A 15479-nucleotide genomic window follows, 5' to 3' on the forward strand; every position below is an offset into this window, starting at 1 on the left:
TAGCCATTGGTTTAAAATATGCCAATGGCTTTTTGTTTGCATCAAGAGTTGAACTATATAAATATGGTTTTACATAATTGGGGATAGAAATGTGCTCTTTAATAAAAAATATGATTCAAAAGTGGCATATCGTTCAAAAACCAGTTGAAACTATTTTGTTAAAACGTCAATATTTTTGGCGAAACAAGACGAGAAATATCTTTATAAAATATAATATGTTAGTAAAATTAAAAATTTTTAATTAATCAAAAATTGTTGATTATCTTTTTTTGTAGTGTTATAATACCATTCAGGAAACACATGGTAGAAAAGGAGATGGGCTTGATAGGCGAAAGGCTGTTGGAAAGGATGAACACCATGGAAAATGGAAAGATTGATCGAAGGATTAAAAGAACAAAGACAATGATGCGTGATGCATTGGTGGATTTAATGAGTGAAATGCCTTTTGGTGAGATTACGGCAAAAGATATTACCAGCCGTGCGGATTTAAATAGAGCTACGTTTTATCTACATTATAACAATGTGTTTGAGTTGTTAGATGAGCTGGAAGATGAAATTGCAACAAGTTTCTCTCAGATGGTAGAGAAAATCTCCATAAAGCAGGGGGAGGAATGGGAATATCCCATTGTAGGTCACATATGCAGCTTTATTGTGGATAATCAGAAGCTATGCCGTTGTCTTTTGCTAAACCCTAGGAGTGATCATTTTGCAAGGAAACTGACGGAGATTATGAAGCGAAAAGGATTACAGGTGAAGGAGGAGTTAGGAGTAAGGTTTGACCCTGTGCAGGAAGGATATATTCATCAATTTATTGCTTCCGGTGCCATGGGCATGATGAAGCAATGGTTGCTAGAGGGAATGCCTATATCGAAAGAGGAAATGACCGATTTTGTAATGCTAATCATACGACCTATTTTTAATATTTTATTACCTGAGTAAAATTCAGTATTATATTTTGATGAGCAGAGTGAGAGAAGGAGTTTGAAAATATGCAGAACAAGAATAAAGTTTTACTTGCTTTAGTATTAGCGGGATGTTTCTTCACAAGCGGCTGCACAGCGGCTAAAGCAGATGCAACTGTAGTAGAAGAGAAACCCAACGTGGTAACAGGAACCGTTGAATGCAAGGAGGTATATATCCGTGCGAAGATCCCAGGGTATCTAACAAATATTCCTGTTGTTGAGGGACAGGAAATTTCAAAAGGGGACTTACTGTTTTCTTCTGACCAAAGGGATATTTTGGTAAAGCAGACACAAGCTACCGGAACCTTAAATGCTGCAAAGGCAGTGATGGAAAAGGCTCAGGCAAATGTTAGTCTTTTGGAAACAGAATATGCAAAGTATCAGGAACTGTTTGAATTAGAGGCCGTTGCAGAAGATACCATGGATAAGTTGAAAACCCAGCTGGAGGCTGCAAAATTGGATGTTCAAGCGGCAACCTCTCAATATCAGGCGGCACAGGGCGTGATTTCAGAAGTGAACTTGAACTTGAGCCAGACCGCACAATATGCGCCCTGCAACGGAACGGTCACCATGGTTTCCTCTTCTGTAGGTGAATTGGTAGGCAGTGGTACAACCATTGTAACCTTAACGGATTATGACGACCGTTGGATTAATGCCAATGTGGATGAATATGAAGTAGGCAAGCTTGCAATTGGTCAGACAGTTCCTTTAACAAGCAAGACCTATCCGGATAAGGTTTTCCATGGCAAAATTGTGAATGTAAGCAAGAATCCCGATTTTGCCATCAAGAAATCTACCAATGAATTAAATGATCAGGATGTTATTACATATAAAGTGAAAATTGCCCTCTCCGGGGAAGACGATATCATGCTTTACCCTGGTATGTTGGTAAGCGTTAACCTGGATGAAGTGGGTGAGGCACAATGATAAAGCTGTTTTTCACAGGCTTCTTCAGAGAAATCAAGATGCTTTGGAATGACAAGCGAATGCTATTTATGTTTTTGATTGCCCCAGTGGCTTTAAGTATTGTGGTTTGCGGTGCCTTTAGCAATCAAATTGTTAATAACATTCCCTTGGCGGCAGTGGACGAAAATTCATCCCAAAAGACAAGAGATTTAATTCAAGCCTTTGATCAATCTGACCGTTTTAATGTTCCATATGTGGTTACCAGTCAGGATGAAGCGATACGGTTAATGGAATCAGGAGAAGTTCTAGGCATCATCGTAATTCCTACGGATTATACCCGCTCTTTACAGCTGGGACAGCAGGCACAGGTGTTAATTGGCGTGAATAGTGCCAATAATATTATTGGCAACAGTGCTGTGGTTTCTATCATGCAGGTAGTAAAAACCATTTCTTCTCAAATTGCAGTCAAGAGTTTTGTGGCAACGGGAAGCAGTATTGCAGACGGTACAGCAAAGGTAATGCCTGTTGCAACGGTGTTACGTCCATGGTTTAATCCTCAATTTAGCTACTTAACCTATTTGGGGTTGGGCCTGACGGGCATGATTTTTCATCAGTTGTTTTTAATGACTGTTGCAACAGCCTTTGCTGAAGAAAAAAAGGAAGGTATCCTTTCCGGAAAAATGACAGCAAAAGAAACCGTGATCCATTTTATCAACAAATTCATATTTTATGGTGTGACGGGCTACGGGAATCTTTTATTGACCTATTATGCTATTATAAAAATCTTTCATTTTCCAATGCGGGGAAGCAGGGAGGATTTGGCGATAATTTGTGGCTATTTCATTCTTTGTTTGCTGGGGCTTGGTGCATGGCTTGGAACCATTTGTAAAAATACCATTCATGCCATTCAGTGGCTTATGGCGTTGACATACCCCTTTTTCATTTTATCGGGCTTTTCGTGGCCTCATAGTGAGATGCCCGATGTTTGGGTAAAGGCGGCACAGTACTTACCCACAACCCACTTTCTTACCCCTGTAAGGGATATTGTATTAATGGGGGTGGGTTTTGAAACCACCACGGTTGCCCATAGCAGAGAAATGCTGTTGCATCTTGCATTGGGTATTTTCCTTCTGAGTGCAATTACCTTTATGATTCAGGCTTATTTGGCAAAGAGAAGACAACAGCCAAAACATGGAAGGAAGGAGGTTGTTGAAGCATGATATCTGCATTTCGTTTGTTTTTTAGAGAGTGGCTTTATTTGCTGAAGCGTCCTCGTACTTTGGTTATCATGATATTCATTCCCATATTTGTCACCTGCCTTTGTGGTAGCTGCTACGGAAAGGGATACTTTTCGGATTTAAAAATGGGTGTTGTTGATTACAGCTATAGTGCAAAGACCAGAGAAGTGGTAGAAGCTTTTCGTGAGTCACCCTATTTTGATATCGTTGGCTATTATGAGAATGAAGAACAGTTGGAATCAGCCATGAAGAATGGAGAAATTGTAGGCTGTCTCATTTTTCCTGAAGATTTCACCATGAATTTGCAGCAGGGCAGGCAGGCACAGGTGCTTCTTGGTTCCAATGCTGTAAACATGAGTTATGGTAGTACCATAAACGCAAGAGGTTCTGAAGTTTTGGGCACTGTTTCAGCACAAATTGCAGTTAAGAGCCTTGTTGCAAAAGGAGCTACTGTGGATGATGCCTTAGCAAAAATGAATCCAGTAGGCTTTTATACCCGTCAATGGTATAATCCTACAAATAATTTTGGCTATTTCTTATCTTTTGGCTTTATTATTGCAACACTACAGCAAGTTTTAATTTATTTTGCAGCAATTTCTTTGATTCGTGAAAAGGAAAGTGGGAATTTGAAGGAGCTAAGAGCCATGAATCCCATTATTCAAGTATTTGCAAAAACAGTGGTATATTATATCATTGCTATGGGAACATGGGCGGCTTGCACTTGGCTTATGATAAATAAATACGGAATTCCCATGAAGGCAAGCCGGGATGTTTGGTTTGCATATAGCTCCCTTTTTGTGTTGGCGATTATTACAATGGGACAATTTTTTTCCTCTATATTGCCAAACCCAGTATTTGCAACTTCTCTGCCCTTGGTATTGACCTCGCCATCATTGGTGCTTAGTGGTTATACGTGGCCGACAATGGCATTAACCGGTTTTTATCAAAAACTGGCCAAAGTATTTCCTTTAACCCATTTTGCCTTGGGGTATAGAGATATGGCACTTATGGGAACTGGGTTTGAGGCGATACATCAAGAAATGATTATTTTGGGCTGTATCAGTGGTGTTTGTTTTATTTTGAGTTGTTTGATATGGTTTATAAGAGTAAAAGTTATTCTGAAAAAAGAAGAAAAATTAGAGATAGCTTTGGAGAAAAATGAATTACCGGCAGTAGCACAGTGATTTATAAAGGAGAGCGAAATTTATGAATAAAAAATATCAAAAAGGTGGTGCTTTGCTCTTGGCAGGCATTCTGACTTTTAGCATGACAGCGCCGGTTTTTGCAAAAGTTAGAGTGGCAACTGAGGCGGAGGAAACTGTAACAGGCCCTATGACTTTAGAGCAAATTCAAAAAGAAGTCTTAAAAAACAATCGCATAAAAACAACCATGGCGCTGAATTATAAGAAAATTCTTGCGGGATTGGATGCCATTGATGATGGTCTGAGTGATTTAAAAGATGCGCAAGATAGTGCGGCCCATGCAAGGCGAGCAGCGGGTGACGCTGCGGCAAAGGGGCAAGGCACCATTGGCAGCGTCATTTCTCCAACTTCACCTGCATCGGATCAGGTTTTAGGTGGTGTGAGCAGTGGCTTGCTTTCAGGCAGTGCAAAAATGGCCAGTGCTATGGAGGATATGACTGATAGCATTGCAGATAGCAAAAGAGACGAATTGGAAGATCAACAGCAGGATTTAAAAAATAAAAAGCAGGACTTAAATAAGACCCAAGAGGATTGGAACAATCAAGCATTGTTGGTTTCTCAGCTTTTGGTAGAAAAAACTGTGCAGATAGAAAGCGGCATTCGCCTTCTTGAGGAGAAACAGCAATTGCTGGAACGAGTTTACCAAATCACAGAGAAAAAAGCGGCGTTAGGCTTAAGCATTGATGTAGACTTAAAGCAGGCTAAGCTAACCGTACAACAAAATAGTAAGGATATTCAAGATGCAAAGGATGGCTTGATACTCATAAAGCGCCAGTTAAACGATTTGATGGGTAGACCCATAGATGATACTCTAGAAGTGATTGCACCTGATCGAACTAGAGTGATAGAATATGCTCCTGAATACAGCGAAGAGCTGTTAAAGGAAGCGACTGACAATAACTATCAGTTGAGGACCCTGCAAAGAGATTATCAACAGGCTGAGAAGAAAACCAAGGATTCTACGTTGTACTCGGGACAAATTAAGGCACATGAGGTAGATATGGATATCGCCAAGGTATCCGTAGAAACACAGAAAACCAACATTGCCAATGATTTAAAGAAAAAGTTGGATAGCATCAATAAAGCAGCAGCGGCTTATCAGCTTCAAAAAGATACCACTGAAAAAGCCAAAATTCAGTGGGAACAACAGCAGAAATCTGCAAAATTGGGTTTGATTTCTTCAGTAGAGATTCAAGGATTACAACTTCAATTTGAACAAAATGATTTGGCTCTCATGCAAGCAGCTTATGATTATGATTTGGCTTGGGAGGAATATCGCTTATTAATGAAAGGAACCTCTTTGGATATCTATAGTAATTATAAAGCAAGAATCAGCGGATAATTAATTTTGAGAACAATCAAAAAACCTACATTGCTTTGCATAGAATAGTATGCATTGCATTGTAGGTTTTTTAATAGCGGCTTTTTACTCCAAAAACTATTTAGATATTTAATGCCTTTATCTGAGAATATTTTTTCTGTTAGATATCTATAGGGTTGAACTAATTCATAAAGACTATGCTTCCGCCTCCAGTGCTTCCGATGCATTGTAAGAACTGCGAACGAAAGGAGCAGAGGCAACAAAGGTGAAGCCCTTCTCTTTTGCAATTTCCCCATAATGGTCAAATTGTTGAGGCGTTATATATTCCTGAACGGGATAATGTAGTGGGCTTGGGGCCAAATATTGACCTATAGTCAGAAACTCACAACCAACCCCTCTTAAATCCTCCATCAATTGATAAACTTCCAAATCCTTCTCACCAAGACCCAGCATAATGCCTGTTTTGGAACGAATGTGGGGTGCCAGTTCTTTGATTGATTTCAATACCTTCAAGGATCTGCCATAAATTGCTTGAGGGCGGACTTGATCATATAAAGATTGTACTGTTTCCATGTTGTGGCTGATTACTTCAGGGTTCGCATCAGTAACAAGTTTGAGTGCATCTATATTTCCTTGAAAATCGGGTATCAAAACCTCAACAGCCGTTTGAGGATTTAATGCGTGGATGGCACGAATTGTTGCACCAAAGTGAGCCGCCCCGCCATCGGGCAAATCATCTCTTGTTACAGAGGTGATAACCACATATTTTAAACCCAATTTTGATACGGCTTGGGCGATTCTGTTTGGTTCATCAGGGTCAACTCTTTGGGGGTCCTGATTGATTACGTTACAAAAACGGCAATTTCTAGTACAATTTACCCCCAGAATCATGAAGGTGGCTGTTTTTTTTGAAAAGCATTCCACATAATTGGGGCACATTGCCGCATCACAAATGGTATTTAAATGTAGCTCCGTGAGCATTTCCCGAACATAACCTAAATTTGAATTATCTTTAAACGTTCTTTTTAACCAATCTGGTTTTTCTCTCATGTATTTGTCCTCCAATTTAGATACTTTAGAATATACTAGAGGAATCCAATTTTGCTATACCTTTTCTGAATCCTCCGTTTGTATCACATTTCCTTATGTTTTATTATCTAAATGAATCATTTGATCTTTATGAAAATAAAATAGACAAAAATTCTTCTGCGCCAATTCCTCCTAAATAAGGGAGCAAATCAATTTCATTTAATCGCGTCATCAGCGCTTCCTTGTCAAAAGCAGTATCTGCCAAGTGTTTTTCCAACTCATCGATCGGTTTTATGGAAAGAAAATCACCACGGATGGAGCAGGAAGAAATGGTGCTGTCTTTGACTTCGTAATAAACTTCAACTTTACCCAAGGGTAAACGTTTTTCACTATGATGGGTAAAATTATGATTGGTACGGTATGTCCAAAGGGGATTTGCAAATTTTTCTTCTCTTATTTTTTCAATGGAAGCAAGCTCCTCTTGAGAAAACGAATACAATTCAAAGGGAAGAATTTCCGATAAAGCCTCTTTGAAAAGAGCTTTGAATGTTTGTGTATCATATTTTTCTGAAAGATGATTGAGGATATTGGTAACACGACTGCGAACCGAGGCAATTCCTTTGTTTTTCAACTTGGATTCATCCACAGTTAAAATGCTCTCCAGAACGGAAAGATCCGTATCAAATAAGAGGGAGCAATGACTGCATAGGCAGTTTTTCCCTAAACGCTGCGCCAAACCGGAAATTTTTTTGCCTTCTAGGAGCATATCGTTTCTCCCTTTTATTTCTGCGTGAATCCCCATTTTTTGCAAAGCCATGATAATGGGCTCTGCCAATTGGGTACGACCAATCTCCTTAGCATCATCACCTGAGGAAAAGGGTGTTATTCTGGTGCAAAGCAGGGTGCCTTTGTCAGTATAAATGGTTCCCCCTCCGCTGGAACGTCGAACGATTTGTACGTTGTGCTGTTTTGCCAAGTCAAAATCAATTTCGTCTTGGGCAATTTGGTTACTGCCCAGCATCGCACAGCGATCTGTTTGCCATAGCATGAAAATATCTTGGGTTTGTCCCATGGAACTCATGCAAAATTCCTCGGCTGCAAAATGGTATGCAGCGTCTGTGTCTTTTGGCTGAATAAAAATCATATGAGCCCTCCTTATCATTTGTAAAGTTCATATCTTAGTATACTAGATATGAAGGTGGCTAGCAAGACCGGAAAATTGAAAGACCTATTTACCGCATGACAAAGGTGGATTTTTGAAAAGGAAGAATGAAAAATAGTAAGCTGTTTTTTTGTAGGTTTGATAAAGCGCAAAGGGAAAGCACAATCATTTTTATTGAGTCTTGGGCAATTTTCCGCTATACTGAAAAGAGAAAGAGGTGAACAATGTGACTGCTTTGATGAAAATTCAGACCTTTATTCAAGCCTATGCCCAAGCAATTTCATCTATTTTAGAATGTGATGTAACGGTGGTGGATAACCAATTGATACGTGTGGCGGGAACGGGGAATTATGCTTTTGAAGTGGGAAACACCATTGCCCATGCCAAATTTTTTCATGAGATTTTGAAAACAGGGAAATACGGAATTATTACCAATGCGGCGGAGGACCCCAGTTGTATTGGCTGTGAAAAGCGTGCATACTGTAAGGAACTGGCTGACTTAGCATATCCGATTTTCAAAGATGAGATTGTAGTAGGGGTAATTTCCATTGTTGCCTTTGAAGAAGGACAGCGGGAGAGCCTGCTGAAAAATCGAGGAAAATTAGAGGAATTCTTAAAATATATGACTATGCTTTTGGAAAGCAAGCTGTATACCGCTGAAGCAAGGGATCGCTTAGAGCAGCAGTTACAGGTGGTTCATGATGATAAAAAGGGATGGTCTTTTGTGGGGAAAAGTCAGAAAATGCAAGAAGCCATTGCCATTGGTTGTAAGGTTGCCAAATCGGGTTCCACTGTTTTTTTGCGTGGTGAAAGCGGAACAGGCAAGGAGATTATGGCAAAGATGATTCATGGACTGAGCCAAAGACGAGACAAACTTATGATTTCCATTAATTGTGCGGCAATTCCTGAAAACTTGGTGGAAAGTGAGCTTTTTGGTTATGAAGAGGGTGCCTTTACCGGTGCAAAGAAAAAGGGCGCAATCGGAAAATTTGAGCTGGCGGATAAAAGCACGATCTTTTTGGATGAAATTGGAGATATGCCCCTCCATGTGCAAACCAAGCTTTTGCGGGTTTTACAAGAAAATAAGCTTGAGCGCATTGGTGGACACAAACAGATTCCCATTGATATTCGGGTGATTTGTGCAACCAATAAAAACATTGAACAAATGGTGCAAGAGGGAACCTTTCGGGAGGATTTATATTACCGTTTGAATATAATCCCCATTGAGTTACCTCCTTTGCGCACCAGAAAAGAGGATATTCCTCCATTGGTGGAGCACTATATTGAGTACTATAATCTAAAGTTGAGCAAACATGTTCAAGGAGTAACAGGGGAAGTAATGCAGACTTTAGTCAACTACAATTGGCCGGGAAATGTTAGAGAATTAAAAAATATTATGGAGTATTTAGCAAACATCGTGGAATCTGAAGAAGTACAGCTTTCCGACTTGCCTGACCATATTGTATTGCGATCTACAAAGGGCTATGATGCATGGTCTTTGGATAAGATAATGGATGAATATGAAAAACGAGTGCTCTCTAATTTGATCAAGGAGGATGACTCTGTGGAGGAAAAGGAAAAGTTGGCAGAAACATTGCAAATCAGCCGTGCCACTCTCTATCGCAAATTAAAAAAACACAATCTACTCTAATCTCATTTATGAGAATTCATCTCAGGAATGAGAAAGTAAAAGCATAGGTAATTCAAATAACAAAGAGCCCTTTTGCAAAGCACAATCTTGTGGAATTGCAAGGGCTTTCTTTATGTATGAAACAAAAGGATAAAAATAAATCCATTGAAATACGTTTCTATATTTAAATATGTAAGTGAGTAAAAAATATCTGATTCTTAAATAGAAATCCTTCTTTTAGTATCCGGTTGCTTTTTTAATAAAAATGAATTGGTTTTAATGACCTTCTCAATGTTGAGAAAAATGCTAGGGAACGGTATAGGCAAATAGGGGATTTTCCTTTGGCATTTATTTTGCTCTATATATTGGTGTAACGAAGAGACAATTGTAATACTCAAGGAGGAATTAACGATGGATATGAATCTAGTATTGGATAAAATAAAGGCTGAGATGAAGCCAAGTATGGGGTGTACGGAACCAGTTGCAATTGGATTGGCGGTTTCCAGAACATGTGAGATGTTGAAAAAACCTGCAACTCACTTAGATATGATTATTAGTTCTAATATTTTCAAAAATGCTTATAGCGTGCAAATTCCTAATGCGGGAACCAATGGGATTGAGCTTTCCTGTACCTTGGGTTTTGTTCTGAGTAAGCCGGGAAATACTATGGAGATTTTTGCTGAAATCCTTCCTGAGCAAGTTCAGCGGGCAAAAAAATTGGTGAATGATGGATTTGTTTCTGTAAAGGTTCTTCCAAGCAGTGAGTTTTATATTGAGTGTTTTGCAATCAATGATGAAGAAAGGGCACATACCATAACAGAAAAGGCTCATGACAATATGATTCTTTCAGAAATCAATGGCGAAGTGCTTATAGATAAACGGACCCTCTCTGCATCAGAGAGCATAACCAATGGCTTTGATATAACAAAATATTCTTTTGCTGATTTTTATGAATGGGCGAATACTATTGATGTTGCGGATTTGGCTTTTATCAAAGAAGGCATTGATATGAATTTGGCAGTAGCCGAAATTGGAATGCAGAAAAAGTATGCCATCGGCGTTGGGCCTGCATTGAAGAATTTAGTAGGAAAAGGTCTGATTGCCAATGATATGCTGACAGAGATTAAGCAACTTACCGCAGCAGCCAGTGATTTTCGTATGAGTGGCGGAAATGGTTCAGTTATGACGTTTTTGGGCAGTGGTAATCAAGGAATTGAGACTATGTTACCCATGGCGATTTTTGCGAAGCATAGAAATATTCCTGAGGAGACGCTTTTAAGAGCTGAGTTTTTGGGTATGTTGGTAATTATGTATATGAAGTATCATGTTGGACGTCTATCCCCTATTTGCGGGGCTACCTTAGCGGCGTCAGGTGGTGCCGCAGGCATGACTTATATGATGGGCGGCAATTTAAATCAGATTTCCGGTGCAGTACAAAATATGATGGGTGGCGTTGCAGGTATGTTCTGTGATGGCGCAAAGGGCGGATGCTCCTTAAAGCTTTCCGTTTGCGCAGGTGAGGCGGTTTACTCTGCAATGCTAGCTATGGATGACAGCATTATTCAGGCAACCGATGGGTTTATAAGTGAGAAAGTGGAAGATACAGCAAAAAATTTGGCTAGACTTTCCCATGAAGGTTTAGCAGATGTTGATATGAAGGTAATTGAAATTATGATGGCAAAATAAAGAGTAATTGTCATTTCTGATATAGCTTTTTTAAGAGACCATTAAAAGTATTTAAGAAATCATTTATAAAGAATAAGTGCGTTTAAAATTATTATAAATGGGAGATAATACTTCTTAGGATACCTCTATATTTTAAACGTAAATCTTTTTATGAAATGCTAATTTAGAGTTTTTGTTTCTTCACACCCCCCTCCGTTTTGCACAATGGCGTGCCAAAAGGGGGAAATAAGGAAATCAGCTATTTTTAATATAAAATCCCCCGAAAAAACTCCTTATTTTTAAGGAGTTTTTTCATATCTTACGATAGTCTTAAATTTCACAGAAAACATTGCAGTCTTTTCTTTTGATTGGTAGACTATTACAGGAAAAATAATACATTTTAGTAGTATTTATTTTCTATTTAAGTAAGGAGGTTCTTATTGTAACCAATGCTTTTTGGGGGCATCTGTTATGAGAGAACTATTAGAGACAAGGAAGTGATAAAAGGGGGAAATGTATGACGAAGGAAGAAATTCGTGCAGTTTATGGTGTGGAATTAAGCTCCATAGAGCGTTTTCGGAGCAACGACTTGGTTACACCAAGAAGGCTGGAAGATGGGTCACTAGTATATAGTGAGGCAGATGGAGAAATGCTTCAAAGGTTGGTGCTGTTAGATATTATTGGTGTTTTTGAGGATGATTTTGTTAAATTACGAAGTAAGGAAATTACACTAAAGTTGTTATTACAAAGACAGATGTGGCGACTGGAGGATGGCTGCTTGGCTAAGGAGATTTGCAAAGATATTCTGGAGGAAGAGGGGGAATTAAGAAGCTTTGATGCCCTAAAATATCTGGAGAGATTAAAAGCCTACGAGCATGAACCTGAGAAAATCCTCATTTATGGCCAAAATTATCGAAATCAGGTTTTCCGACCATGGCGTAGGTATTTTGCCAGGGGGCTGGATTTGTCCATCTATCAAATGATTTTGGATGCAATTCTGGGTTTTGTTTTCCATGTGAGTTTATTGAACGAAGGATGGGTGGTACGAATCGTTGAAACGATAGTTGCAGTGGTTATGATGCTTTTGATTGAGCCTTTGCTATTAAACCGTTTCGGCACAACCTTTGGTAAGTGGGTATTTGGTTTAAGGGTAGAGAAAGCTGATGGAAGTCCTTTATCCTATAAAGACGGTTTGCGCCGTACATGGGGAATGATTGGCAAGGGCCAAGGCTATGAGATTCCAATATATAATTTAGTGCGCTTATACAAAAGTTATAAATTATGTAAAGCAAAGGAGGTTCAGCCTTGGGATGAAGACGTTTCTTATACCATAAAGGACACGAAATGGTACCGAGTGATATCTTTTATTCTTTTAAATTATCTGGTGGTTTTTATTGCTTTTGCAATGATACGGGCACAGCAATTACCTCCTAATCGTGGGGATATTACCATTGAACAGTTTGCTGAAAACTATAACTACTACTGCAAATATTATGATGTGAATGATAGGTTTTATATGGATCAGAATGGTCAGTTGGTAGATAAATATCCCGATAGAGTAGTTGACAAAGATATGATACATATTAGTACTTTTGGGACAGATTTTGCATATGATCCAACTGAGGAACTGCCAAGGTTTAACTATAGTATTGAAAATGCTAATTTGAAAGAAGTCTCCTTTGTTTATGGCGTTGAAAACAAAGATCATTGGACAGATATGGAAAAAACACAGCAGTATTTGATTGCCATGGCTTTTGGGTGTACCGATAAGGAAGTTAAATTATTTTTTCCTAATACCCTAAATGTTGTTTTATCAAAAATGAAATATGTTGATAATTTCAATTTCACCTACGGAGATACCAGATACTTCTGCAATGTGGAAAAAATAGGGTACATAGGTAATGATTATATTACCCCCATAGAGGACGGACAGAAAGCCTATTACAAAATGAATTTTGCTGTTACAAAGGACAAAGAAGAAAGTGATTAAATAAATTCATTGATGTGATAAAAGATTGAAGTAAAAAAAGCGGTAGTTTCCTATTAAGTTTAGAAAATTACCGCTTTAGAACGTCTAGAAACGATTGAATATGCTCTTAAAATAGGCGAATCAAGTATTTATATGCAGATGATTACTTTTCTTCATCTAAGCGCAGCTGCTCTTGCAATCCGTTGGCGGCCTTATCTTTTTCTTGAATGAAATGTCCTGTGGAGGGTATTTTTTTAGTGCGGTAATATTCGATATCTTCGGAAAGAAAGGCTTCCGGTTTGATTACCGCAGTAATTACGCTGTTTTTCTTTAAGGTATAAACCTGAATCCCAGAGGCACTTTTTGAGGCATTGATGGGAATCATATCAGTGTTTAACAGGGTAGCCTTATCACGATTACGCATCAAAACAAAATCTGTATCTTCCTCCAGCTTTTCCATGTAAACCAGTTTTGCACGGGATGAATAAGCATTCACCAGCTTGCGACGGTTCATTTTTGTGGCATAAGCGGATAGCTGCACTTTTGCAGCTTTTCCATTTTCAAAGAAGAACACCACGTAGCCCGAATAATCCATCGTTACAGTCATATAAATGATACGTTCCTCTGCCTCCATACCCAAAAGATTTGGCAAATAATCTCCCAAAACACTGGCTTTAGTGTCGGAAATATCACTGGCCTTCATTTTATAAACATTATTTCGGTCAGAGAAAAATAGGATTTCGCTACGGTTTGTGGTTTCCATTTCATAAAGAATTTTATCCTCATCTTTTAGCTTTTGTTCTCCCGCAGAGCGTAAGGAAGCAAGGGGGATTTTTTTGAAATAGTTCTCTTCCGTCAGGAATAAACGAATGCCGTAATCTTCAATTAAGTCGTCCTTAGTAATGGTCACAACAGCGTCTTCCTGCACTATTTCTGTTTTTCTGGGTTTTCCAAACTTTTTTTGTACGTTTTTTAGCTGTTTGCAAATGATAGCTTTAATTTTTCCATCGCTTTTTAAGGTATCTTTTAGATCCTGAATTTCATCTGCTAAGGTTTTCAATTCTTCAATACGTTTTAATATATATTCTTTATTGATATTTCTCAATTTAATTTCAGCTATATATTCCCCTTGGATGTGGTCAATTTCAAACCCACTCATTAAATTGGGAACAACCATGCTTTCTTGCTCTGTATTACGAATAATGGCAATTGCTTTGTCAATATCCATGAGGATTTTGGAAAGACCCATTAATAAATGGTATTTTTCCTCCTTCTTATTGATATCAAAGGCAAGCTGACGGCGAATCGAATCTATACGAAAGTCCACCCAATATTTTAAAATATCTCCCACACCTAAGGTCATTGGTCTACCTTGAATGAGTATGTTAAAATTGCAGCTAAAGCTGTCCGAAAGGGGGGTCAATGTAAAAAGTTTATGCATCAAAAGCTCGGGATTGGTGTTTCGTTTTATGTCTAAAGTGATTTTTAGACCATTCAAGTCTGTTTCATCCCGAATGTCAGTAATATCTCTTATTTTTCCGCTTTTCACTAACGCAAGTATTTTGTCTATAATGCTTTCAATGTTAGTGGTATAGGGGATTTCATAAACTTCGATACAGCTATTTTTCTTGTCAAAACGGTATTTTGCCCTTAGCTTAAAGCTGCCACGACCCGTTTTATAAATTTGTTCCAAATCTTTGCGGTTATAAATGAGTTCTCCCCCTGTTGAGAAATCTGGAGCTGGAAGATGGTCGCAAAGGTTAATGGTATCATCCTTAATATATTGTATGGTTGCTTCACATAGCTCAGATAGATTAAAGCTGCAGATGGAGCTTGCCATACCCACGGCAATTCCTAGGTTTGGGTTAGCCAAAATATTAGGAAAGGTTGTGGGTAAAAGAGTGGGCTCTTTGATGGTACCATCGTAATTATCCACAAAGTCTACGGTGTTTTTTTCAATATCTCCAAAAACTTCGATGCAAATTGCACCGAGCTTAACCTCTGTATAACGGGGGGCAGCATATGCCATATCTTTGGAATATTGCTTGCCGAAATTCCCTTTGGAATCTACAAAAGGTACCAAAAGGGCACCGTTACCTTCCGTTAAACGTACCAGTGTTTCGTAAATTGCTCCGTCTCCATGGGGATTTAATTTCATGGTCTGACCCACTACATTGGAGGATTTGGTTCTATCCCCCTTTAATAAATTCATGAGATACATGGTATATAAAAGCTTCCGGTGAGATGGCTTAAATCCATCAATTTCAGGAATTGCACGGGAAACAATGACACTCATGGCATAGGGCATATAGTTTAATTCCAAAGTTTGGGTAATGGGTTGTTCTTGTATAAAAATTTCACTCGCTTCAGTGTTTGTAGTTTTCTTTTTTGCCAT

Annotated in this window: 11 protein-coding genes; 8 read left to right on the forward strand and 3 right to left on the reverse strand. The window is 38.7% G+C overall.

All coding sequences use genetic code 11. The features are described 5' to 3' along the window. Nucleotides 1-300 precede the first annotated feature (300 nt). Genes CPRO_RS04640 through CPRO_RS04660 form a run of 5 tightly spaced genes read left to right on the forward strand, consistent with a single transcriptional unit; the run spans nucleotide 301 to nucleotide 5650 of the window. Nucleotides 301-939 carry a TetR/AcrR family transcriptional regulator gene (locus CPRO_RS04640; RefSeq protein ID WP_066048399.1) on the forward strand — a complete coding sequence of 213 codons (639 nt, stop codon included), beginning with the start codon at nucleotides 301-303 and terminating at the stop codon, nucleotides 937-939. Between the two features lie 50 nt (nucleotides 940-989). Next, entirely contained in the window at nucleotides 990-1889 is a 900-nt protein-coding gene (locus tag CPRO_RS04645) for an HlyD family secretion protein (RefSeq protein ID WP_066048402.1), read from the forward strand. Next, a complete protein-coding gene (locus CPRO_RS04650) occupies nucleotides 1886-3088 on the forward strand; it encodes an ABC transporter permease (RefSeq protein WP_066048406.1) in 1203 nt (400 codons plus the stop codon). Before CPRO_RS04645 ends, CPRO_RS04650 begins: the two co-directional genes overlap by 4 nt. Continuing rightward, nucleotides 3085-4290: an ABC transporter permease gene (locus CPRO_RS04655; protein WP_066048409.1), complete on the forward strand. Its 1206-nt coding sequence runs from the start codon at nucleotides 3085-3087 to the stop codon at nucleotides 4288-4290. Before CPRO_RS04650 ends, CPRO_RS04655 begins: the two co-directional genes overlap by 4 nt. A gap of 22 nt (nucleotides 4291-4312) precedes the next feature. After that, nucleotides 4313-5650: a TolC family protein gene (locus CPRO_RS04660; protein WP_066048412.1), complete on the forward strand. Its 1338-nt coding sequence runs from the start codon at nucleotides 4313-4315 to the stop codon at nucleotides 5648-5650. A gap of 174 nt (nucleotides 5651-5824) precedes the next feature. On the opposite strand, the gene lipA is transcribed toward CPRO_RS04660, so the two are convergent. Then, complete coding sequence (gene lipA / locus CPRO_RS04665; RefSeq protein WP_072743402.1) at nucleotides 5825-6694, reverse strand: lipoyl synthase; 870 nt, start codon at nucleotides 6692-6694, stop codon at nucleotides 5825-5827. A gap of 112 nt (nucleotides 6695-6806) precedes the next feature. Next, the gene (locus CPRO_RS04670) at nucleotides 6807-7802 is read right to left on the reverse strand and encodes a lipoate--protein ligase (protein ID WP_066048419.1); all 996 of its coding nucleotides are present in this window, start codon (nucleotides 7800-7802) and stop codon (nucleotides 6807-6809) included. A gap of 244 nt (nucleotides 7803-8046) precedes the next feature. Here CPRO_RS04670 and CPRO_RS04675 point away from each other — a divergent pair, with 244 nt between their 5' ends. From CPRO_RS04675 to CPRO_RS04685, 3 genes are all read left to right on the forward strand, one after another. Then, nucleotides 8047-9471 (forward strand): sigma 54-interacting transcriptional regulator, encoded by a 1425-nt coding sequence (locus tag CPRO_RS04675; protein ID WP_066048425.1) that lies wholly within the window; start codon nucleotides 8047-8049, stop codon nucleotides 9469-9471. Between the two features lie 390 nt (nucleotides 9472-9861). Further along, nucleotides 9862-11136, forward strand: a complete 1275-nt coding sequence (locus CPRO_RS04680; RefSeq protein WP_066048426.1) for an L-cysteine desulfidase family protein — start codon at nucleotides 9862-9864, stop codon at nucleotides 11134-11136. A 496-nt stretch (nucleotides 11137-11632) separates the two neighbouring features. Continuing rightward, nucleotides 11633-13105, forward strand: a complete 1473-nt coding sequence (locus CPRO_RS04685; RefSeq protein WP_066048429.1) for an RDD family protein — start codon at nucleotides 11633-11635, stop codon at nucleotides 13103-13105. A gap of 142 nt (nucleotides 13106-13247) precedes the next feature. On the opposite strand, the gene CPRO_RS04690 is transcribed toward CPRO_RS04685, so the two are convergent. Further along, a complete protein-coding gene (locus CPRO_RS04690) occupies nucleotides 13248-15479 on the reverse strand; it encodes a DNA gyrase subunit A (RefSeq protein ID WP_066048431.1) in 2232 nt (743 codons plus the stop codon).

Source organism: Anaerotignum propionicum DSM 1682, assembly GCF_001561955.1.
GTDB lineage: Bacteria > Bacillota > Clostridia > Lachnospirales > Anaerotignaceae > Chakrabartyella > Chakrabartyella propionicum.

Bases quoted from the DNA above. Each gene is read 5' to 3' on its own strand.
- CPRO_RS04670 (WP_066048419.1), bottom strand. From the start codon at position 7,802: ATGATTTTTATTCAGCCAAAAGACACAGACGCTGCATACCATTTTGCA.
- CPRO_RS04685 (WP_066048429.1), top strand. From the start codon at position 11,633: ATGACGAAGGAAGAAATTCGTGCAGTTTATGGTGTGGAATTAAGCTCC.
- CPRO_RS04640 (WP_066048399.1), top strand. From the start codon at position 301: ATGGTAGAAAAGGAGATGGGCTTGATAGGCGAAAGGCTGTTGGAAAGG.
- CPRO_RS04690 (WP_066048431.1), bottom strand. From the start codon at position 15,479: ATGGCAAAAAAGAAAACTACAAACACTGAAGCGAGTGAAATTTTTATA.
- CPRO_RS04650 (WP_066048406.1), top strand. From the start codon at position 1,886: ATGATAAAGCTGTTTTTCACAGGCTTCTTCAGAGAAATCAAGATGCTT.
- CPRO_RS04645 (WP_066048402.1), top strand. From the start codon at position 990: ATGCAGAACAAGAATAAAGTTTTACTTGCTTTAGTATTAGCGGGATGT.
- CPRO_RS04680 (WP_066048426.1), top strand. From the start codon at position 9,862: ATGGATATGAATCTAGTATTGGATAAAATAAAGGCTGAGATGAAGCCA.
- CPRO_RS04660 (WP_066048412.1), top strand. From the start codon at position 4,313: ATGAATAAAAAATATCAAAAAGGTGGTGCTTTGCTCTTGGCAGGCATT.
- CPRO_RS04655 (WP_066048409.1), top strand. From the start codon at position 3,085: ATGATATCTGCATTTCGTTTGTTTTTTAGAGAGTGGCTTTATTTGCTG.